This is a genomic window from Parabacteroides acidifaciens (genome assembly GCF_003363715.1).
Classification (GTDB): domain Bacteria; phylum Bacteroidota; class Bacteroidia; order Bacteroidales; family Tannerellaceae; genus Parabacteroides; species Parabacteroides acidifaciens.
Window position 1 is genome coordinate 51,335 of sequence record NZ_QREV01000006.1, and the last position, 19,697, is coordinate 71,031.

At 44.9% G+C, this 19,697-nt stretch carries 15 protein-coding genes; 3 read left to right on the forward strand and 12 right to left on the reverse strand.

Annotated features, from left to right (window positions below):
- Positions 1-57 precede the first annotated feature (57 nt).
- Complete coding sequence (locus DWU89_RS04125; RefSeq protein ID WP_115498415.1) at positions 58-945, forward strand: AraC family transcriptional regulator; 888 nt, start codon at positions 58-60, stop codon at positions 943-945.
- A gap of 9 nt (positions 946-954) precedes the next feature.
- On the opposite strand, the gene DWU89_RS04130 is transcribed toward DWU89_RS04125, so the two are convergent.
- Complete coding sequence (locus tag DWU89_RS04130; RefSeq protein WP_115498416.1) at positions 955-2,526, reverse strand: sulfatase family protein; 1,572 nt, start codon at positions 2,524-2,526, stop codon at positions 955-957.
- A 714-nt stretch (positions 2,527-3,240) separates the two neighbouring features.
- Here DWU89_RS04130 and DWU89_RS04140 point away from each other — a divergent pair.
- On the forward strand, positions 3,241-4,050 hold the full coding sequence (locus DWU89_RS04140) for a DUF6261 family protein (RefSeq protein ID WP_115498418.1): 810 nt from the start codon (positions 3,241-3,243) through the stop codon (positions 4,048-4,050).
- A 71-nt stretch (positions 4,051-4,121) separates the two neighbouring features.
- Here DWU89_RS04140 and DWU89_RS04145 read toward each other — a convergent pair whose 3' ends face one another.
- The gene (locus tag DWU89_RS04145) at positions 4,122-6,254 is read right to left on the reverse strand and encodes a S46 family peptidase (protein ID WP_392391920.1); all 2,133 of its coding nucleotides are present in this window, start codon (positions 6,252-6,254) and stop codon (positions 4,122-4,124) included.
- Positions 6,255-6,273: 19 nt separating this feature from the next.
- Complete coding sequence (locus DWU89_RS04150; protein ID WP_115498420.1) at positions 6,274-7,632, reverse strand: TIGR00341 family protein; 1,359 nt, start codon at positions 7,630-7,632, stop codon at positions 6,274-6,276.
- 231 nt (positions 7,633-7,863) lie between these two features.
- On the opposite strand from DWU89_RS04150, the gene DWU89_RS04155 reads away from it, so the two are divergent.
- Positions 7,864-9,933: a sensor histidine kinase gene (locus DWU89_RS04155; protein ID WP_115498421.1), complete on the forward strand. Its 2,070-nt coding sequence runs from the start codon at positions 7,864-7,866 to the stop codon at positions 9,931-9,933.
- Positions 9,934-10,091: 158 nt separating this feature from the next.
- Here the strand turns inward: DWU89_RS04155 and DWU89_RS04160 are convergent, their stop codons facing one another.
- The 9 genes from DWU89_RS04160 to DWU89_RS04200 all read right to left on the reverse strand — a co-directional run bounded on the left by DWU89_RS04160 (position 10,092) and on the right by DWU89_RS04200 (position 19,463).
- Entirely contained in the window at positions 10,092-11,597 is a 1,506-nt protein-coding gene (locus tag DWU89_RS04160) for a lipopolysaccharide biosynthesis protein (protein WP_115498422.1), read from the reverse strand.
- Between the two features lie 6 nt (positions 11,598-11,603).
- The gene (gene ruvB / locus DWU89_RS04165; protein ID WP_115498423.1) at positions 11,604-12,629 is read right to left on the reverse strand and encodes a Holliday junction branch migration DNA helicase RuvB; all 1,026 of its coding nucleotides are present in this window, start codon (positions 12,627-12,629) and stop codon (positions 11,604-11,606) included.
- A gap of 35 nt (positions 12,630-12,664) precedes the next feature.
- Positions 12,665-14,014 (reverse strand): ATP-binding protein, encoded by a 1,350-nt coding sequence (locus tag DWU89_RS04170; protein ID WP_115498424.1) that lies wholly within the window; start codon positions 14,012-14,014, stop codon positions 12,665-12,667.
- 117 nt (positions 14,015-14,131) lie between these two features.
- Complete coding sequence (locus DWU89_RS04175; protein ID WP_115498425.1) at positions 14,132-14,740, reverse strand: hypothetical protein; 609 nt, start codon at positions 14,738-14,740, stop codon at positions 14,132-14,134.
- An 84-nt stretch (positions 14,741-14,824) separates the two neighbouring features.
- The gene (locus tag DWU89_RS04180) at positions 14,825-15,448 is read right to left on the reverse strand and encodes a hypothetical protein (RefSeq protein WP_115498426.1); all 624 of its coding nucleotides are present in this window, start codon (positions 15,446-15,448) and stop codon (positions 14,825-14,827) included.
- A gap of 74 nt (positions 15,449-15,522) precedes the next feature.
- Complete coding sequence (locus tag DWU89_RS04185) at positions 15,523-15,975, reverse strand: porin family protein (RefSeq protein WP_115498427.1); 453 nt, start codon at positions 15,973-15,975, stop codon at positions 15,523-15,525.
- 96 nt (positions 15,976-16,071) lie between these two features.
- Complete coding sequence (locus DWU89_RS04190) at positions 16,072-17,154, reverse strand: hypothetical protein (protein WP_115498428.1); 1,083 nt, start codon at positions 17,152-17,154, stop codon at positions 16,072-16,074.
- Between the two features lie 6 nt (positions 17,155-17,160).
- Positions 17,161-17,514, reverse strand: a complete 354-nt coding sequence (locus tag DWU89_RS04195; protein WP_115498429.1) for a DUF3244 domain-containing protein — start codon at positions 17,512-17,514, stop codon at positions 17,161-17,163.
- A 272-nt stretch (positions 17,515-17,786) separates the two neighbouring features.
- Positions 17,787-19,463, reverse strand: coding sequence for a hypothetical protein (locus DWU89_RS04200; protein WP_115498430.1), 1,677 nt, complete (start codon positions 19,461-19,463; stop codon positions 17,787-17,789).
- Between the last annotated feature and the right edge of the window lie 234 nt (positions 19,464-19,697).

Consider the following 19,697-nt stretch of genomic DNA (forward strand, 5'->3'; position numbering starts at 1 on the left):
AATGGACAATCTTCCGATTTTAATCGTAAGTTTGCAGTATTCTTAAATCTATCAGCCATGATCAAAAGAAAAGACGGTTTCAGCGGTGAACGGGCACTTGTCCTTCCCCAATCCATTATCCATGACATGGAAGAAGACCCAATCTCTTCCATCCTGCACATTACCGACATCGGATATTACCCGAAAGCCTTGCACCATTTCCGGGAACGGGAAGAACCGATCTCCCAATTTGTCTTTATTTACTGCACGGAAGGTTCCGGTTGGTACCGGACGGAAGGGCAGGAACACTCCGTGACCGCCAACCAATACTTCATACTGCCGGCAGGGAAACCGCATGCCTACGGAGCAAATGAAGCAGATCCCTGGACAATCTACTGGATACATTTCAAGGGAAAACTGGCTTCCCACTTTGCGCGGCAATATACCCGCCCGGTAGAAGTCAAGCCAGGCGTACACTCGCGCATCAGCAACCGTATCGACATGTTCGAAGAGATATTCCGGACACTCGAAATGGGTTACAGCCACGAGAACCTGCTATATGCCAGCTCCATCTTCTACCACTATCTCGGGACACTCCGCTACCTGCAACAATACCGGGATGCCGCCCACAACGAAACGGAGAAGAACGACATCGTCACGGCTGCCATCCATTTCATGAAGGAAAACATCGAAAAGCGGCTGACCTTGCAGAAGATCGCCGACCACACGGGCTATTCCGCCTCCCACTTCTCCGCCCTGTTCAGCCAGCGGACAGGCTATGCCCCACTCGCCTACTTCAACCAGCTGAAAATCCAGCAGGCTTGCCAACTGTTGGACTTCACGGACATGAAAATAAACCAGGTCTGCTATAAGATCGGAATCGAGGACACCTACTACTTCTCCCGCCTCTTCAGCAAGGTGATGGGAATGCCGCCGAGGGAGTACAAGAAGATGAAGAAAGGATGAAGTTGTTACTTACCAGTAATACCCATCTATAATCTCCTGCATCCGGGGCGTTGCCTCGTCCGTATCGCCGACCTCGCGGCGGAGTTGCAAAAGTTCGCGTTTCATCCGCTCGATCTCGCCGGCGTAGGCGGGGGAATTGTAGACGTTGTGATCTTCGTGGGGATCGGACAGAAGGTCGTAAAATTCCCAGGAGGGAGTGACGGGTGCTTTGTCCGAACCGGTCGCGTTCAACGGATCGCCATAAAGGAACATCAGCTTGTAGCGGTGGTTACGGATACCCATATGCGCCGGGCGGATCTTATGATGCGTCCAATAGCGATAGTACATAGACTGGCGCCAGTCACGCGGAGTCTCGCCTTTCAGGTTGTCGCGGAAGCTGCGGCCTTCGCTACAGGACGGGGCGTTCACTCCGGCATAGTCCGCCAGCGTAGAGGCAAAATCGGTGTTGAGGATGATATCGCCATTGCGTGTCCCGGCAGGGATTTCTTTCGGATAACGGATCACGAAAGGCATATGCAACGGCTCCTCGAACATCATGCGTTTATCGAAGAAGCCGTGTTCACCGAGGAAATATCCCTGGTCGGAGACATAAACTACGATCGTATTCCGTGACAACCCTTCTTCGTCGAGGAAACGGAGCAGACGGCCGATGTTATCGTCGATGGCGGCCCCGCAGCGCAAGTAATCCCGGATCATCTTCTGATAAGTCTTCCGACGGGCCTCCTCCTTCCCCATTCCCTGGATGGAGAACGGCAATTCGGGATATTGGCACCACCACGAAGCAGGGTCTTTCGAAGCCGTCTCCCAGCGCCACGCCATATTCTCGAGCTGTTGCCCGGGGAAGGTACGGCCGGATTTCTCCGGTCCGAACTCCATCATATTGGCCGGTTCGGGGAACGTGACGTCGTCATAAAGATGCGCTAACCGTTCAGGGAAATCCCAAGGCTCGTGCGTCGCCTTGAAATGGCAGCACATCATAAAGGGACGGTCCTTCTCGCGCGAACGGATCCACTGGATCGTCTTGTCGGTCACCAGGTCGGTCGAGAAACCTTTCTCCGGCTTACCGCTCTTTCCCTGGTCATCGTCCACCCAGCCGTCGGCAGTCTTGAAAAGCGGGTCCCAATACTCGCCCTGATCGTGAAAGACACTGAAATAATCGAAGCCGAAGGGCTGCCGTTTCAGATGCCATTTGCCGATCAGCGCAGTCTGGTAGCCACCTTGCTGCATCTGCTTGGCGATATTATCGGTCATCGGGTCGAGGCCGTCCTCAAGGGTGTAGACTCCGTTATGATGGCTGTAAGCGCCCGTCAGTATGGCGGCGCGACTGGGCGCAGAGATCGAGTTTGTGCAGAAGCAATTGTCGAGCACACAGCCCTCGGCAGCCAGCCGTCGTATATTCTCATTCTTTACATATTCGCTCAGGATTCCCCCGTATATCCCCCACGCCTGCGAAGTATGGTCGTCGGAAAGGATAAAGAGGATATTCGGCCGTTCGGCAGGCGTCTCTTTATCCTCTGCCCGTGCAGGAGAAACGGCAGCCAGAAGGCCGGCACCGATGATCAGGTTATTAAATGTTCTCATGGTATGTATTTCATATTACTTTTCTGCAAAAGTAATTAATTCAAGAAGATCTGAATGATTTATCTGTCAAATATTCTACAGAAGAAATAATATTCAAGGGAAAAAGAAGATTTATCAAAATAAAGCATACCTTTGAGATCAAGTTAATCAAACAAAAACACAATACGATTATGTTTACACCCGCAATGACAAATAAAGAGATTCGTAACGAAGCGCTGCAGGATTACCTGGAGCTGAAAACACGAAAACATTCCTGGATCGGACAACCGATCAAAACCGTCCGGATTATGACGAATATATACAGACACAAATCAAATCGTTGGAAAAACTTGAAAAAGCGGTCGCAATGTATGAAGAAAACCAAAAATGTATATCTGATTTGTACAAATCGGATACACTTTTAGAACTGAATCTTCCCGAGCCTCCTAAATGTCACAAAAAATAGCTAAAAAGCTTTCCGGAAGTTTCCGAAAACATAGAAAATGATTTTTTAAGTCTCCGGAAGTTTCCGAAAGGTCTAAAAATCATTTTTTAAAATCGCGGAACTTTCCGAAAACTCAAAAAATCACTTTTTAACTCGTCGGAAACTCCCGAAAGAGAGAAAAACTATTTTTTAACTCGTCGGAAACTCACGACATCTTAAAAAATAATTTTTTGACTTAGCGGGAACTTCCGAAAAAACGATTATTTTATTCACTTAATAAATTTTATATCATGAAACAGATTAATCAGAAATTTGATCTTTCACGCCCTCGTAACGGCGAACATTACCAGTTCCATACCGATATCCTCGATATCCTCAGTTCAGCTTTCGTTACCACACATGGCATTGTAACCCTGCGTGATACTTATAAGGAATTGTTCGAAATAGAGAATGAATGCTATCTGCGCAACAGGAATTACATGGAAACACCGGAAGTAAAAGCCGCCGACAAAAAACGCGACGAGCTTTTCCTCTACATTGCACAAACGATTGAAACTAACATCCATTGTCCGGTCAAGTCAAAAGAGGAAGCTGCCACCCGGCTGTATTTTTATCTTACTCCTTATCGAAATGCACCGCGCAAAAGCTATGCGGAAAAGACTGCAGAAGTGAAAGATTTTGCAGAAAAGATGCAAGAAGGCGATATAGAAGAAGACATCGAAACGCTGGGCCTGACGAACGACATCGTCGAACTCGATAATGCAAATAAAGCTTTCAACACGATCTACAACAAACGTTCGAAGGAGAGCCTTGCACGTACGATTTCGGATAACATGAAGTCGATCCGCCCGAAGGTGGACGCTGCTTACAAAGAGCTGACATCTGCCGTCAACTCCCTTTATCAGGTTAATACCTTGGTGACAAAAAACAGTACTTACGGAGCATCTCTCGGTACAGCCATAGACGAGGTGAACGCCGTCATCCTTCGCTTGCAAGAGACGCTTTCACGCGCCGGCGTCGGCCCGAAACCCAACTTCACCTTTGTCGAGAAACTGGAACCGACCGTTAATACACCGGACGACCGACCGGGAATATTGTAAATAAGAAAAAGGGGAACAGCATTTGTGATACGCTGTTCCCCTTTCTCTTATCTATACGATACTAATCTTTCTTATTTCACCAACTTCAGCTCCTCGATCAACCGCGGGCATTTTCCCCATTTGTCGATCATGTACAGGACGTAGCGGATGTCTACGCTGATCGTGCGCTGGAGGTCCGGTTCGAAGGCGATGTCGCCGCTCATGGCTTCCCAGTTGCCGTCGAAGGCGAGGCCGATCAGGCGGGCGTTCTTGTCGAACACCGGGCTGCCGGAGTTACCGCCGGTGATGTCGTTGTTGGAAAGGAAGCAAAGCTGCAATTCGCCGTCCTTATTGGCATACTGGCCGAAGTCTTTGCTGCGGATCAGGTCGAGGATTTCCGGTTGTACCCAGAACTCGTCGCTCTCCGGGTTCTCTTTTTCAAAGATACCTTTTTCGGTCGTATAATAGTTATACCAAGCTGCGTCGTACGGACGATAGCCGCCAACAGAGCCGTAGCTCACGCGCATCGTGAAGTTGGCATCCGAAGAAAGAGCCTTTTCAGGATACATCTCTTTCAGGCCGGCGAAATAGAGGCGTTCGCCTTTGGCGATGTCGTAATAGGAATCGCCTGTGAGCTGCTGCAATTCGAAGAGGGAGATCAGGACGGACAGGCTCAATTCGGCTGCCGGGTCTTTTTTCAGTTTCGCATATTTCTTCTGATCTTTCAGCATTTCGGCGATATTGTCGTACGACAGGATAGAGGTCTTCTTGAACAGGTCGGCGGCGTACTTCTTGTAATCGCCTTTGTATTTCTTGTCGATCTTCTTGTAGATGTCCGGGAGGTTTTCGGCCGGGACACGCTCTTTGGCTACCTGCATCATGGCGGCCAGCACCTTCTGGTCGAGAGTTGCGTCGTAGTCTTTGAAGAACGACTTGATGTTGTCTTCCAGGAAGACGTCAATCTCTTCGGGGGTAGAGCCTTTCACATCCACACTCTGGATCATGCGGGCCAGTTTGACGATCTCGGCGCCGCTCAGGAAAGCTTCACCCAAATAGGTGGAGATCTTCTTATATTCGCTGGAAGAGGTATATCCTTTTTCCAACAGGTTCAGGACGTCGCCATAGACTTCCTTGCGTTTCTCATCCTGTGCCACCCAGGCAGCGAAAGCGACTTCTTCCTCGCGCTTGCGGTCGATCACCTTCAGGTTGGCAAGGCCTTTGTTCATACCGATCGAGTTCTTCCAGTAGTTGGAGCTGCCGGCATATTTGGAGGCGTATTTGATACGGACTTCGTCGCTCTTCAGCATCGCGTCTTTCCAGATCGCCTGCTTGATGCCGCGCACTTCGATGCGGGGCTTGTTGCTGTCCTCGATGCGCTGCTCGACGCCCCATGAACAGAGGTAGCGGTCCGTGCTGCCGGGGAAACCGATCGTCATGGCGTAATCCTTGTCCTGATAACCTTGCAGGGAGACTTCGGCCACGTATTTTGGCTGATAGGGTTTATTGTCCTTGCTATAGGCTGCCGGTTTGTTGTCGGCATCGGCATATACGCGGAAGACGGAGAAGTCGCCCGTATGACGCGGCCACATCCAGTTGTCCGTATCGCCACCGAACTTGCCCACCGAGCTGGGCGGGGCGAATACCATGCGGACGTCGTTGTAGACATCGTAAACGATCAGGAAATACTTGTTATTATTATAGAAAGGGATCACGTCGGCAGACAGAAATTCCGTATTCCCTACCGAGTCGGCTATCGCCTGCCCGATCGAGTCGGCGGCAGCCAGGCGCAGGTGTTCTTCCTTGATATCGCCGATCTGCGAATTGATACGGTCGCTCACGTCCACCGTCTCACGCAGGTAACGGACGGTCAGGCCCGGAACCGGCAACTCTTCTTCTTTACTCTGGGAAACGAAACCGTCTTTCAGGTAATCATGTTCCACACTGCTCAACTGCTGGATCGAACCAAAACCGCAATGGTGGTTGGTGAAGACCAGTCCTTCGTTCGAGACGGTAATACCCGTACATCCTCCTCCGAAGATGACAACGGCATTGGCAACACAAGGGTCAGTTTCACTGTACAACTGTTCGTAAGACGGAGTAAATCCCAACTCCTTCATTCTTTCCAGGTTTTGTTTATTCAACTCTTTCAGAACCCACATGCCCTCGTCGGCAAATACTTGGCCTGAGATAACGAGAATCAATAACACAGCCCACAACTTCTTCATAAAACTCATTCTTTATTTATTATTCAATTATTAATTTGATTTTCTTTTGTTCCACACGGGCGGCAAGCCACTCCTTAATCTTTTTCTGCTCCGCCTCGAGTACCTTTTCCTTACTCTTCAGATATACTAACAGAACGGTATCGGGTTTGGCACTATCCGCAGCCATCAGATAAGTTCGTGCACAGGAGGCCTCCTCGACGTATGGGAAAAGCACTTTCATCTCGGGCATCAGATCGACCGTGAGATGGTTATAAGTATGATACCTGTTCAGGTCACGTTTCAGTGAGTCGATTTGCACTGCCTGCGCACGGAGTACTTCTTCGTTGTTTTTATACAGGTCCTGCATCAGCAGGCTTTTCAACTCGTTAATATCGGTAGCTTCCTGCCCGAATCCCTGCTGCACGACAAGGTCTACATTTTTCAGACCGTATTTCGGCATCTTTGCACGGGCGTTTGTAATCATCGTTTCGGGCACCGTTTCACCGATCAGGACTACTTTCACCTCTTTCTTGTCGCTGGTGTCGGTAATCGTCTTGTTCAGTATCTGCGTATTGGGGAAGCTCAATTCTTCGGTGACGAACATACGGACCCGGTCGTTAAAATAACTGGCGCGGATCAGGTTGTAGCTCAGGAAAAGGCTCGGTACGATCGTAAAGAAAACGATCACGCCGACATAGCGCGTCACGATCTTCTCACGTTGCTTGTCGAGGAACACTTTCTTCGGATACTTCAGCAGGCGCACCACTAAGTAAGTCGCCAAGCTGATAAACACCGTATTGATAAAATAGAGGTAAAAAGCGCCGAAGAAATAATACAGGTTGCCGCTTGCCAACCCGAAACCGGCCGTACAGAGCGGCGGCATCAAGGCCGTAGCGATAGCCACACCGGGGATCACATTTCCTTTGCTCTTGGTCGAGCTGGCCACAATCCCCGCCAGACCGCCGAAGAAAGCGATCAGCACGTCGTAGACCGTCGGCTGCGTACGCGCCAGCAATTCACTCTGCGCCTCACTGATCGGGGAAATCAGGAAAAAGAGCGTGGAAGTAATCACACTGAACACCGTTGCCGTGGCAAAATTGCGAAAAGAGCGTTTGATCAGCTCGAAATCGGAGATTCCCAAACCCAGGCCGAAGCCCATAATAGGTCCCATCAACGGAGAGATCAACATCGCACCGATAATCACCGCCGTCGAGTTCGTGTTCAACCCTAACGAGGCGACAAACGTGGCGAAGATAAGGACCCAGAGATTCGTTCCCTTAAATTCTATGCCTTTGCGGATGGACTCGATGGTCTCGAGCTCATCTTCTTTTTCCTGGCGGACATCGAAATTACGGACAAAGAAGTCCCTAATTTGCTTGTGCAACAATCCTTTTTCCATCCTATTAAATCAATGTTGTGGTAACAAAACGCCCCATTAAATGATTGGTAAAAGCTAACACATTCAATAATCGCACAAAGATAGAAATAGTATCCAGAAATAAAAAATAAGAGAAGTGAACATAAAATAAGTAGTGGAAATATCTGGATAATTGTTGATTTTCAGCTAAATTTGCGGACAACAAATATACAAACACGTAAGTAAAATGAAATAAATCCCTCATAAGACAAGATGAAACACCGCATTATTCTCCTATATCTCCTGTTTTTCCCTCTTGTTTCCACAGCGAATACTGCGGTTAAAGACTCTTTGATAAATGCTTTGCAAACCGCTTTATCCCCTCAGCAGAAGCTGGAAACCATGACGAACCTGATGGATATTTCCCGCCAGGAGGAACAAGTGGACTATGCCAAACAATTGTACCATCTGGCTCTGACCGAAAATGACGACTATCATAAGGAAGCGGCTTTAACGGAGATTCTACGCTATTACGTAAACAACGACGTAAAAGACAGTGCAAACGTCTATCTGGCGGAGGCCGAACGCGAGCTAAAGGGAAAAGCCCGCGATTTCCTGGTCACCTACATGAAGACAATCATGGACGTACGCGTCATCTATTATACGAAAGGCGAAGACCGCATGAAGCTGATCGAGAAATACCGCCTGCGGCTGGAAACGGAGAAGAATATACCCGTACTCGAAAAGATGTCGATCTATTACACCCTCGGCATGGCAAACAGCAACCGGGTCGACCCGAAAAACCAGGATGCCATTTACAAAGAGGTCTGCCAACACTTCAACAACCTGATTAAGATATCAGATAATATCCCGCTCAACTATTCGTTTCTGTTCCGCCTGAACGCATTTAATATATTGAGCCTGATGGAAGCAGCCCCGGAAGACCGGGCAAAAGCCTCCCTTCGCTATCTGAATATGCAAAAGGAATATGCGGAAACAAAAGAAATGAAAAAGCGTCCGTACACAAGCAAACGCCACCTGCTGAATGCCTACTCGACCCTGGCTACTTCGGCAGAAACCGTCGGAAAAGATATGGCGACCTACTATTTCAACATCTTTATCAATCTGAATAAGAAATATCCTGAAGATGCCGCATTTTCCGCCGAATACGACCGTTATTTTACGTCGCTCAACTACTATAAGTCGATACAGGACTACCAAAAAGCCATCGACTATAACGACTCGGTCATCCACTATTTCCGCGATGGTGATTTCCCGTTTGACTTGAGCGAAAACATCGTCTTGTCGTTAAAAGACAAAATAGACTGCCTCGACAGCCTGCACCGGTATAAAGAAGCTTATGAGGCCTATAAAGAATATACCGTACTGTTGGATTCCGCCCGTACCAAAAGTATGGAAAACAAAGTGGAAGACCTCGAGATCAAGAAAAATGTAGACGAGTTAGTGATAGAGAAAAAGGCGCTGGAAGTGGAACTGCACAAAAGCCAGAGCCAGCTTTATCTGTTCCTCGCTTTGCTTATCCTGGCGATCAGTGTCGGAATCTATATTTTCTTCCGGTTGGGTAAGATCAAATCCCTTTACAAAGAACTCCAGGAATCGAACCGGTTGGTGGTCATCGCCAGCGAAAAGGCACAGGAAAGCGAACGGATGAAGAATGCCTTTATTAAAAACATGTGCCACGAAGTACGCACACCGCTGAATGCGATCAACGGCTTTGCCGAGCTGATCACCAGCGAAGGCATCAGCTCCGAAGACAAAAAGGAGTTCAGCAAGATCATTTTCACGAACTGCAATAACATCACATCCATGATGGATGATATATTGGTTATCGCCCAGCTGGATAGCAGCAATGATGTCCTTCCGCTGGAACCAACCCATATCGACCTGCTTTGCCACCATGAAATGGACCGGTTGAAGAAATTACATCAAAAGCCGGATATCGATTACCGGATTGAAGGAGACAAGAATAACGACCTGATTTATTCGGACCCGAGCCATTTCGGCCTCATCATCTCCCACCTGTTGAACAATGCTAATAAGTTCACGGAACGGGGAAATATCACTCTCTCTTATCAAACCGAAGACGACGGAAAAACAATGTGTATCACCGTTACGGACACCGGTTGCGGAATCCCCCTCGACAAAAGCGAATGGATATTCGAGCGTTTCACCAAGAACGATGATTTCATTCCCGGCTCAGGGCTGGGGCTCTACCTCTGCCGCCTGATCACCCAACGACTCAACGGCAGCCTCAACCTGGACACCGATTACACTGGGGGCGCCCGCTTCATATTACGGTTGCCGGTAAATCCGTATAAATAACAAAGGGTTCATAATTTGACAGAACTGAACTATCCTGTTCCCGCGCTCCGACGCGGGATCGCAGAAGAACAGGCTTTATCAGAACTTGTAAATGATGATTTAGGATGCGGCAGGCTGTTTTGCGATCCCGCGTCGGAGCGCGGGAACAAGGCGGTTCACTATTTCTTAGATGCAAACCGCTTTCCGATATAAGGCAATTCGTTTAACGGCAAATCGCGTTTCACGATAATGGCGAGGAAGATCAGGAGCAGAACCGTACGGTAGCCCAGACGGAGGAGTTCCGAATCGATCCGGGGCAACATCCCGGCGGCATAGAATGCAACCGCCAACACGCCGTAGACAGCAGCCGATTTCAAATCATATTGGATCGGAAACTTCTTCTGCCCGATAACATAAGAGAGTATCATCATCAGCAGGTTACTGGCAAAAGAGGCCCACGCACAAGCCATATAGCCGAATGTAGGGGCCAGCAGCACGATTATCAGGACCGTCACCACACAGCCGATCGTAGAAAAATAAGCCCCCCACTGTGTCTGGTCAATCAGTTTATACCAGAAGGACAGGTTGAAATAGATGCCGAAGAAGAACTCGCCCAGCATCACAATCGGAACCACCCGGAGTCCGGGATAATATTCCACCGGCACAATATATTTCAGTATATCCAGGTAATACATCACCCCCAGGAAGATAATCAGGGAGAAGATGATGAAATACTTCATCGCCTCCGAATAGGCCCTCGTATTATCGTCGCTCTTATTCTTGGCAAAAATAAACGGCTCGTAAGCATAACGGAACGCCTGGATAAACATCACCATCACCACTGCCACCTTGAAACAGGCGCCGTAAATCCCGAGTTGGGTATTCGCATAGTCCTTGTCTTCAAACAGGAAAGGAAAGAGAATTTTATCCGCTGTCTGGTTGAAAATACCGGCAATCCCCAGGATCAGGATCGGAAACGAGTACTTCAGCATCTGCTTCAGCAACACAAAGCTGGCCTTTTCGCGAAGTCCGGGAACCATATCCGGCACTAAAAGCAGGAAGGTCACCGCCGAAGTCGCCACATTGGCGATAAAGATATACCCAACCTGATAGTCCGGCACATAGAACCAACTGACTAATCCCGGCACGTGCTCGTACAGCCAGGGACACGCGATAAGGAAGAATATCACCAGCGCGATATTCAGGAATATATTAAACAGCTTGATACCGGCAAAGCGAACCGCCCTGCCCTGATACCGGAGGAAAGCAAACGGGATACAGCAAAAGGCATCCACCGCGACAATCCCTGCCATCATCCCGACATATTCCGGATGAGCCTCATAGCCCAGCGAATGGCTGATCGGCGTCAGTGCACCGAACACCAAGACCATAAAGAAAACAGAAGTCATCGCAAGACTGAACAGCGTCGTCGCATAGACGCGCATCGGAAGCTTAATCTCCTTCTTGTTCATAAAACGGAAAAAACCCGTTTCCATCCCATACGTAAGAATCACCATCAGCAAAGCTGTCCAGGCGTACAAATTCGTCACGATTCCATAATCGCTTTCTGTAGCCAACACACGCGTGTACATCGGCACCAACATCCAGTTCAGGAACTTCCCGACAATACTGCTGACGCCATAAATCGCGGTCTCACCGGCGAGCCGCTTCATTCCTCCTGCCATAACTTTTTAATCAAATAAAAATCCATGTTCACTTCCCCTGCTACGCCCCAAATGCGTATAAGCCAGTTCTGTCACCTCGCGGCCACGCGGTGTACGCTTAATAAAACCTTCTTTGATCAGGAAAGGCTCGTAGACCTCTTCCAGCGTTCCGGGATCTTCTCCAAGAGCCGTCGCGATCGTAGTCAGCCCCACCGGACCGCCACCGAACTTGTCGATAATGGTCGTCAACAGCTTGTTGTCGACCTGGTCGAGCCCGTAACGGTCTATATTGAGCGCCTCTAACGAATAGCAAGCAATCGCCTTGTCGATTTCGCCGGACCCTTTCACCTGCGCAAAGTCACGCACACGGCGCAACAGCGCATTGGCGATACGGGGCGTACCGCGGCTACGGGAAGCAATCTCGCGGGCGGCACTCAGCTCGCACTTCACATTCAGGATATCGGCGCTGCGGAGCACAATCTTCGTCAATGTCTCCATCTCGTAATATTCGAGGTGCATATTGATTCCGAAACGGGCACGGAGCGGACTCGTCAGCAAACCGCTGCGTGTCGTAGCCCCGACCAACGTAAACGGAGCCAGGTCGATCTGGATGGAACGGGCGCTCGGCCCCTTGTCGATCATAATATCGATCCGGTAATCCTCCATCGCCGAATAGAGATATTCCTCGACAATCGGGCTTAACCGGTGGATTTCATCGATAAAAAGGACGTCATTTTTCTCTAATGAGGTCAACACTCCCGCCAGATCGCCCGGTTTATCCAACACCGGTCCGGAAGTCACTTTAAAGCCGACTCCCAACTCGTTCGCAATAATATTGGACAGTGTCGTTTTACCCAATCCGGGAGGCCCATGCAGCAGCACATGGTCGAGTGCCTCCTTACGCATCCGGGCCGCCATCACGAATATCTTCAGGTTCTCGACCACCTTGGCCTGTCCGCTGAAATCATGAAACGAAAGCGGCCGGAGCGCATTCTCATACTCCCGCTCGCTTTCCGGCACCCGTGCGTCCCTTATATCAAATTCATCTTCCATATTCTTTTACTTTGACAAGCAAAGATAGTAAGAATTTAGAACTCTCCTACAACCTCAGTTCCAGGTTCAAAAAACATTATGTAATAAACCGGGATGTAAGTTACTCCGTTCTTTTGGAAAACCTTTTGCTCATTCGACAAGACAAAAGCTTGGCGGATGTTATATGTCTCTACTTTTAACAGTTTATTAAGCGCACTATGGACGGTGTAATCTTTACCTGATTTAACCTCTAAAGGTATCACGCTTAGATTATCCGTATCGTCTATCAAGAAATCCACTTCTCCATTGTTTTTATTATCATAGTAATACAGGTTATATCCATGCGCACACAATTCTTGCGCCACAACCGTTTCATAAACCGAACCTAAATTAATACTTTGCACGTCTTGCATAATGGCTTGTATATTATTCCTGAAAAACAAACCGGTAAGCAATCCGACATCATTCAAATAGAGTTTAAGCAGGTTCTTACCTGAATTTTCCACCAATGGATAGCTGGGCACACTGATCGCTTTCACTTCCAAAGCAACCCCGGCAGAAATAAGATAATCAAATTCTTCTGCATAATCAGTCATCCGCTTTCCTTTCTTCCCTTCAATATCTTTCGCCACCATACGTTTCTTCTTGTTCTCCAAATTGGACGGGATCAGACTATACACACGCTGTATCTTTAATTTAGCATGGTCTCTCTCATATTTGGAAGCATCCACTCCGTAAAGGGCCAAAATATCTTCCTGTATTTTACGGATAGCCACTACATTCTTCTCGTCCACAAATGTCTTCACAGCATCGGGCAATCCACCAACAATCAGATATTTCTTAAACAGGTCAAGCATTTTAGCATGCAGGGAATCCGGCAGGGACTGACGCTCCAAGAACTGAGTCCGCATAGTGGATAGGGCCAATTCACCAACACCATTGGCAATGAGAAACTCCTCAAAATCCATCGGGTACATGTGTTTGATTTCAATACTACCCAAAGGAATAGAAGAGGTATTCTTCAAAGTTACTCCCAGCAGAGAGCCACTTGCTATATATGTAAACCAATTGTCTTCTTTCAAGAACTTCAACAAGGTAAGCAGGTGATCGTAGGCTTGGATCTCATCAATAAAGACAAGCGTGGTGGCACGCTCCTTCATCCGGTCGCCTGCCACCACACTTAATGCCAGATAGAAATCATTCACCGTCCTGGTATCCGCAAAGATCCTATCTCCCAGCTTATCCTCTTCCATGTTTATCTCTATATAGTTTTTATAGAGTTTCTGTCCGATATGGCGGATAATAAAAGATTTGCCGATTTGCCGTGCTCCGTCTACAATCAACACTTTATTGGAATCTGATTGCAGGTAGTTCTCAATATAATTTCCGATCTTACGATATAACATATTACACTTTTCCTTAATTTACCACAGCACAAATATACACTTTTCCAATATTATTGCAACCAGAAAAACACACTTTTCTTATCAAAACCATATCATGCTGTAGCAGCTTATAGGAGATTAGCGGAATATCGGTACAAATATAGAGACTTGCAAATCACGTGTATGCCCGTATTTCATATAAGGAACGCCTTTCATCACGTTGCACGTACCATGTTTATACATCAGAGCCAGATCGAAGTATTTGAAGGCATAGGCAGCCTTGAGTACAACCGGGACATCGAATGCCGATTTAATCCTGTTCCCAATCATTATATCTTCTTTAAAATGAATCGTAGGTTCGACGCCTGCTCCAACCTTCAGGCCTCCTATCAAGTTATAATTAACAACTCCGTTCAACGCGATGTAATTTCTTGCAAATTTGCTCTTATAGCCTTTGACAGGTGCCACTTCATAGCCAACTGAAGCTATCTCCCCCCGCTTTTGCCCATAAAGCAAAGCTGCATCCACAGACAACCGGTGTTTCAATTCAAGTTGGAACTGATAACCCACATGAAAAGCCGGTTTCACATCCGGCACGTTGAATCCTTTCCCCTCTTTGGCAATCGTCTTGTCATTATACCAGTCCATCGACACCCCACCGATCACACCACTTCTGATTTTTCCACCTTGTGCAGAAACAGATAAACACACGAAACTCAACAATAAAAACATCAAACTCTTCTTCATATCAACTCTCTTTTTATTTGTTAGACTATATCTCTATGACCGGAAAATCAAAGAAGTCCCCTATCCAAAGGATGTGAGTTTTTGTTATTTAATGGTAAACGGGATATACACGGAAAACATAAAATCGGACAGGCGTCCCGTGCGTCCATAAGCAGGTCCGTCGTTGAAATGCTTTAATGTATTCAAGCAACCGTATTGATAGGAAAGCGACAATTCGCAATGCCTTCCTGCACGGCATCCCAACTTTGCCAAAACAGGCAAGTCGAAGACGGCTTGCGGGCGGGCATAGAGTGTCGGAGCAACGCCCAACCCAAAATAACAATTCTTAGAGAACCTGATATTCCAACTGGCTGCTACGGATACTGGCATGATAAATTCACTAAAATCCTTTTCACCATCACTATGACCCACATAATCTCCATCAGCCGCTAAAAACGGGGAATACTTATGAGAATTCATATTCTGGAACCCTACCGTAACATCCAGATCATAAAAGAACATACGTTCCGGCAGAAAGCGGAAGCGGTAACCAATCATTCCATTTACTTTCAAATTATGATTGTATTTGAGATCATCTGAAGGAGGCATAATTTGTTGATCATCACGTAATGCAAAACCGACACCACCACCAACTAACAAACCGTGCTCCACCTGAGCAGACACAGATATTGAAACCAATAATAACAGAAACAACAAATGTCTTTTCATATCAACTCCCTTTTTGTCTTTTAGGCTTTACCTATATGACAGAAAAATCAAGGAAACCCCTATCCTGTAGTGTGTCAAAGTGTAAATTTGTATCCAACTGATAATCCTAATACCGCAAATTTATCTGTTACACAATTTTGATAATAACCGAAACTTAAATTAACTTTTGAAACATCAATACCCATTTTACATGCAACACCTATTTGCCCGATAGATGCAATTCCCAAATAAGGTCCGACATTGATATTCATTTTTAACTTGTTACTTATTGGCAACCTATATTGTATATAAATAGGCAAATTGACACCAATCCTCCAATCATCATAAGAATACGTTGGCTCCGGATTAGAATACAGCATCAGACCCGTTTGTAAATAGAAATTATTTTTCAAAGGAAAACCGATATCTGCACCCGTCTGCAAACCCCATTTATGTGAATAAATAATTCCGGAATAAGGTTGTAGTTCTATTCCCCTCACACACAAAGAAGATATAAGTAAAAATAGAGAAATAATTATTCTTCCCATAAGTATTATTTTTAATTAAACACAAACAATTACAACAAGGCATATCATCAAATATTGTTTATTTGATGATATGTCTTGTTAGAACTCAAAAATTCTTTAATACACTACATGTTGATATTCCGTTACGATTCGATGACCACATGTATTCGGATCCATTCCCGGATAAGGATGATATGTATTATATGCACCACCATATTTACCCGTATTTCCTGTCCGAGCCCGATAATGTACACAAATAGGATCCTCTATTCTCTCAGGGACAGAACTGCTCAAAGAACTTCCTGTAAGAATATAAGTTGATGTAAATAAGCTCGTTTTCTTTGATGATGTTACAGTCTGTAAATACATCATTTGATCATTTCCGAAAGTTATACGACCATTCTCATCAAAGTAGATAGTCGCTCCCAATCCTTTTAAATGAATTGTTAACTCTTCAACCATACAATCATCATTATAATCTTTCCATCCAACCAGCTGACCATATACACGAGGACGCACACTAATGTCCATACAGACTTTCTCTTCTTTAGAGGTACTACCTGCTACAACATTCTTGTATATCTTAAACCAAGTAAACAGTTTATACAAACTATTGCCATTCCGATATTCAATTGCTGGATACTCAACTGTATTCCGAGTTCTTGATCTTAAGGAATAGTCTATAATTTCATCATCTTTACTTTTTGAAGGATATTCTACACTTATATAATCACGATTAACAGTATGCTTAATTGAATTGACATAAAAATAGCGTTTCTTATTAGCTACACATTGATAAACATGAGCTTCAATTATAGGAGAAATAAATCCATATTTATCCTTATATACATATTCAGAATTTTGCGCTATAATATCATCATAACTATTCACTTCCATATATTCTAAATTATCTATGATATTTTGAACATAAGTACGATAAGATTTAAAATTATTTTTTTCTTCCCAATTCTTATACTCGTCATCAGATAGCTTAACTAACGAGTCAGATAAAGAATAATAATCATCAATTGATCTAAAATTTAAAGCGCCATCTTCCTCTATTAAATAAGGAACATTTAATGGCAAAAAAGACTTGGTTTTCACAACATCAACTGTTTCAGGTACAATGCTATCCTTTTCACAAGAAACTAAAAGATATGCAAACAAACAGATCCATATAAACAAACTATTTACTTTCATAACTTATCAATTAATTTTTCCATTAATAAAATTCTCACCACACATAATAAACAACATATCTCCCTCTTTCACCTCCTCTTCTAAAGAAATTACAACCGAAGGTTGTGCCTCTACAGATTGTTTATACACTACTTCTCCCGCTGAATTTATCACAGTCACTTCAACTGTTCCTAAATTAGCAGAGAACTCCAACAACAAATCTTTATTGTTGTCTTCAACCCATGCCTGAATAGGTTGTTTAAGAATAACAGATTTAGTCACATCCCACTTTCCCTCCAGATTTATTCGTTTCTTGGCAAAGCAAGGAAACGAAAGCACTGCTATTAATAGCAAGCATCCGATTTTTCTAAATGTCTTCATATAAGCATTACTCGTTTTAAAAATTATTGGTTGCAAACATAAAGGAAGCCATAAGAAGCTGCAAATTTGGATATGGACAAAACACTTTTCGATATGGACAAAATTGTCCTACATAAATTTATATCACCTGATAATAAGCCATATAGTTTTATGCTACATTTTTATTATAGACAGCTCAGAGATACATAGATTCAATATTTTGAATCTATTAATCAAGACATTATACATATCCAAGTATAAAATTGTCCCTATTTTAATGAGAATTTAGGCTTTTACCATCCTTGCTGGAGGATGAACTCATTAATATCGCCCCCTTTTTGACTCAGACATAGTTTCTGTCGGGTACGGCTTCGGAATTTGTTAGCAGAATCAGAACTAACTCCTAAAAGAATGGCCTCTTCACTTAAACGCAGATTAAAAAAACTAAGATAGCAGATCTTGATTTCTGTTTTTGTCAGTCCCAACGTATTTTCTTTCATAAAAGCACAGACGTTCGCAAAAAGGGAATCGATCAGACGAATCAGGCTTTTCCACTCCTCTTCGTTTAGTTTTTGTTCGATATCGGGTTCTACTTTCCTGCATTGTTCTTTTATTGTTTTATAGAAAGAAGATTGTTTCAATTTTTCAAATCTCAATGCAATGATTTCTTTCTTATATTCACTTGTATCCTCATGTGCAGCCACTTTCCTTTCCATCTCTTCCGTAAGCTCTTGAAGACGGCCTTCCTGTTCGGCTTCCTGCTCTTCATGGCGTTTTTTTTCTTCTTCTAAAAACTGTTGTTGCCGATTTATTTCAAGAAGCCTTTTTCTATCTCGCAGCTGATAGCCTACTACCAACAAAAGACAAACGACAGCAGCTAAAGCAAACAAAAGTTGTTTCTCCGCTGCCAGTTCTTTATTATTTTTAACAATAGCGACAACATTATGCCGTTTCTCAGCATCGATAATATCCACCTGTTTCTGTTCATTATACAAAGAATCTTTCTTTTCTTGATATTGTTCCAAAAGACAAAGTGCTTTTTCCGTATCGCCAGCTTCCTTTTCAATAAGATAGCCTAAATATAAGCGATCTACCGAAGTATAAGGGTTCGCAGTCGGATTTATAGCTTTCGCCAAATAATACCGAGCAGAATCAAGAAGGCTTTCATTATAGTAAAGACTACTCAAGGCCAGATAAGTCGGAGCTTGATCTACCATATCAGAACTTAAACACTTGAAGAAACATGCTTTTGATTTTTCCACATCTCCCATCAGATCATAAATATTCCCCAATCCGTTAGCTATTTTACCAATATCTACCGAATCCTGAAGTCCTGTAATAACAGAATCCGCCATTAACATATAGTGAAGCGCCAATGACAAAGAATCGTCAAACGACCATGTTTTAGCCACATCCCGCAGGGCAAAAGCATAACTCCGACCGTTGCCAGCCTGCTTAAAAAATTCTGCCGCTTCTTCAAATTTCCTCCGCTCTTCGCTTCTTTGCCTCGTGTAAGTGTACAAATCTGCCATATAGCTACAAATATACCCTGCCACATTATATAAATGTTTTTCCTTTGCCAACTCCAACGATTCTGAATAAGCCTTTGTTGCCGGAATAAAAAGTTTATCTTTCACATATGAACGCCCCAAATATAACCCAATCCAAACTTGCTGCTCAGCCGTCCCATGACTTTTGTACCAAGACAAAGCCCGATCAAGTTGTTCAGTATATAGCATATCCTCAAAAAGCTTGTCAGCAGCCCGACAGTACAACATACACCAGCGGGCAAATTGTTTGTCATTCAGGTTATCGGAAACTTCTATACTGTTTAATAATGTATAAGCACTGTCCGGATCAACTTCAATAAGCCCTTCCGCCCTGTTCATCAGATCATGGGCAACCCGGTCATTCCGACAGGAGAAGAATGAACAGATAAACAACAGGATTAGTAGCCATGTATTTTTCATATGTGTATTTTGTTAGATCTCTTGATTTATGGGGACAAGATACAAATTCCTAATGGATATACCAATATGTTATTGTGACGATTTCAGATCAATCCTTTCATTATGTTGCACGTGCCATAATTACTTTCAAACAGAATATGGTCTGCTACAACTAAACAGAACAAGGACCACAAAAACACAAAATGAAATAAAGCAAAACATAAAAGTGAAATAGCACAATTATTTAAAGTAAAA

Coding starts and splice junctions, on each gene's coding strand:
- DWU89_RS04125 (WP_115498415.1), top strand. CDS start 58: ATGATCAAAAGAAAAGACGGTTTCAGCGGTGAACGGGCACTTGTCCTT.
- DWU89_RS04130 (WP_115498416.1), bottom strand. CDS start 2,526: ATGAGAACATTTAATAACCTGATCATCGGTGCCGGCCTTCTGGCTGCC.
- DWU89_RS04140 (WP_115498418.1), top strand. CDS start 3,241: ATGAAACAGATTAATCAGAAATTTGATCTTTCACGCCCTCGTAACGGC.
- DWU89_RS04145 (WP_392391920.1), bottom strand. CDS start 6,254: ATGAAGAAGTTGTGGGCTGTGTTATTGATTCTCGTTATCTCAGGCCAA.
- DWU89_RS04150 (WP_115498420.1), bottom strand. CDS start 7,632: ATGGAAAAAGGATTGTTGCACAAGCAAATTAGGGACTTCTTTGTCCGT.
- DWU89_RS04155 (WP_115498421.1), top strand. CDS start 7,864: ATGAAACACCGCATTATTCTCCTATATCTCCTGTTTTTCCCTCTTGTT.
- DWU89_RS04160 (WP_115498422.1), bottom strand. CDS start 11,597: ATGGCAGGAGGAATGAAGCGGCTCGCCGGTGAGACCGCGATTTATGGC.
- ruvB (WP_115498423.1), bottom strand. CDS start 12,629: ATGGAAGATGAATTTGATATAAGGGACGCACGGGTGCCGGAAAGCGAG.
- DWU89_RS04170 (WP_115498424.1), bottom strand. CDS start 14,014: ATGTTATATCGTAAGATCGGAAATTATATTGAGAACTACCTGCAATCA.
- DWU89_RS04175 (WP_115498425.1), bottom strand. CDS start 14,740: ATGAAGAAGAGTTTGATGTTTTTATTGTTGAGTTTCGTGTGTTTATCT.
- DWU89_RS04180 (WP_115498426.1), bottom strand. CDS start 15,448: ATGAAAAGACATTTGTTGTTTCTGTTATTATTGGTTTCAATATCTGTG.
- DWU89_RS04185 (WP_115498427.1), bottom strand. CDS start 15,975: ATGGGAAGAATAATTATTTCTCTATTTTTACTTATATCTTCTTTGTGT.
- DWU89_RS04190 (WP_115498428.1), bottom strand. CDS start 17,154: ATGAAAGTAAATAGTTTGTTTATATGGATCTGTTTGTTTGCATATCTT.
- DWU89_RS04195 (WP_115498429.1), bottom strand. CDS start 17,514: ATGAAGACATTTAGAAAAATCGGATGCTTGCTATTAATAGCAGTGCTT.
- DWU89_RS04200 (WP_115498430.1), bottom strand. CDS start 19,463: ATGAAAAATACATGGCTACTAATCCTGTTGTTTATCTGTTCATTCTTC.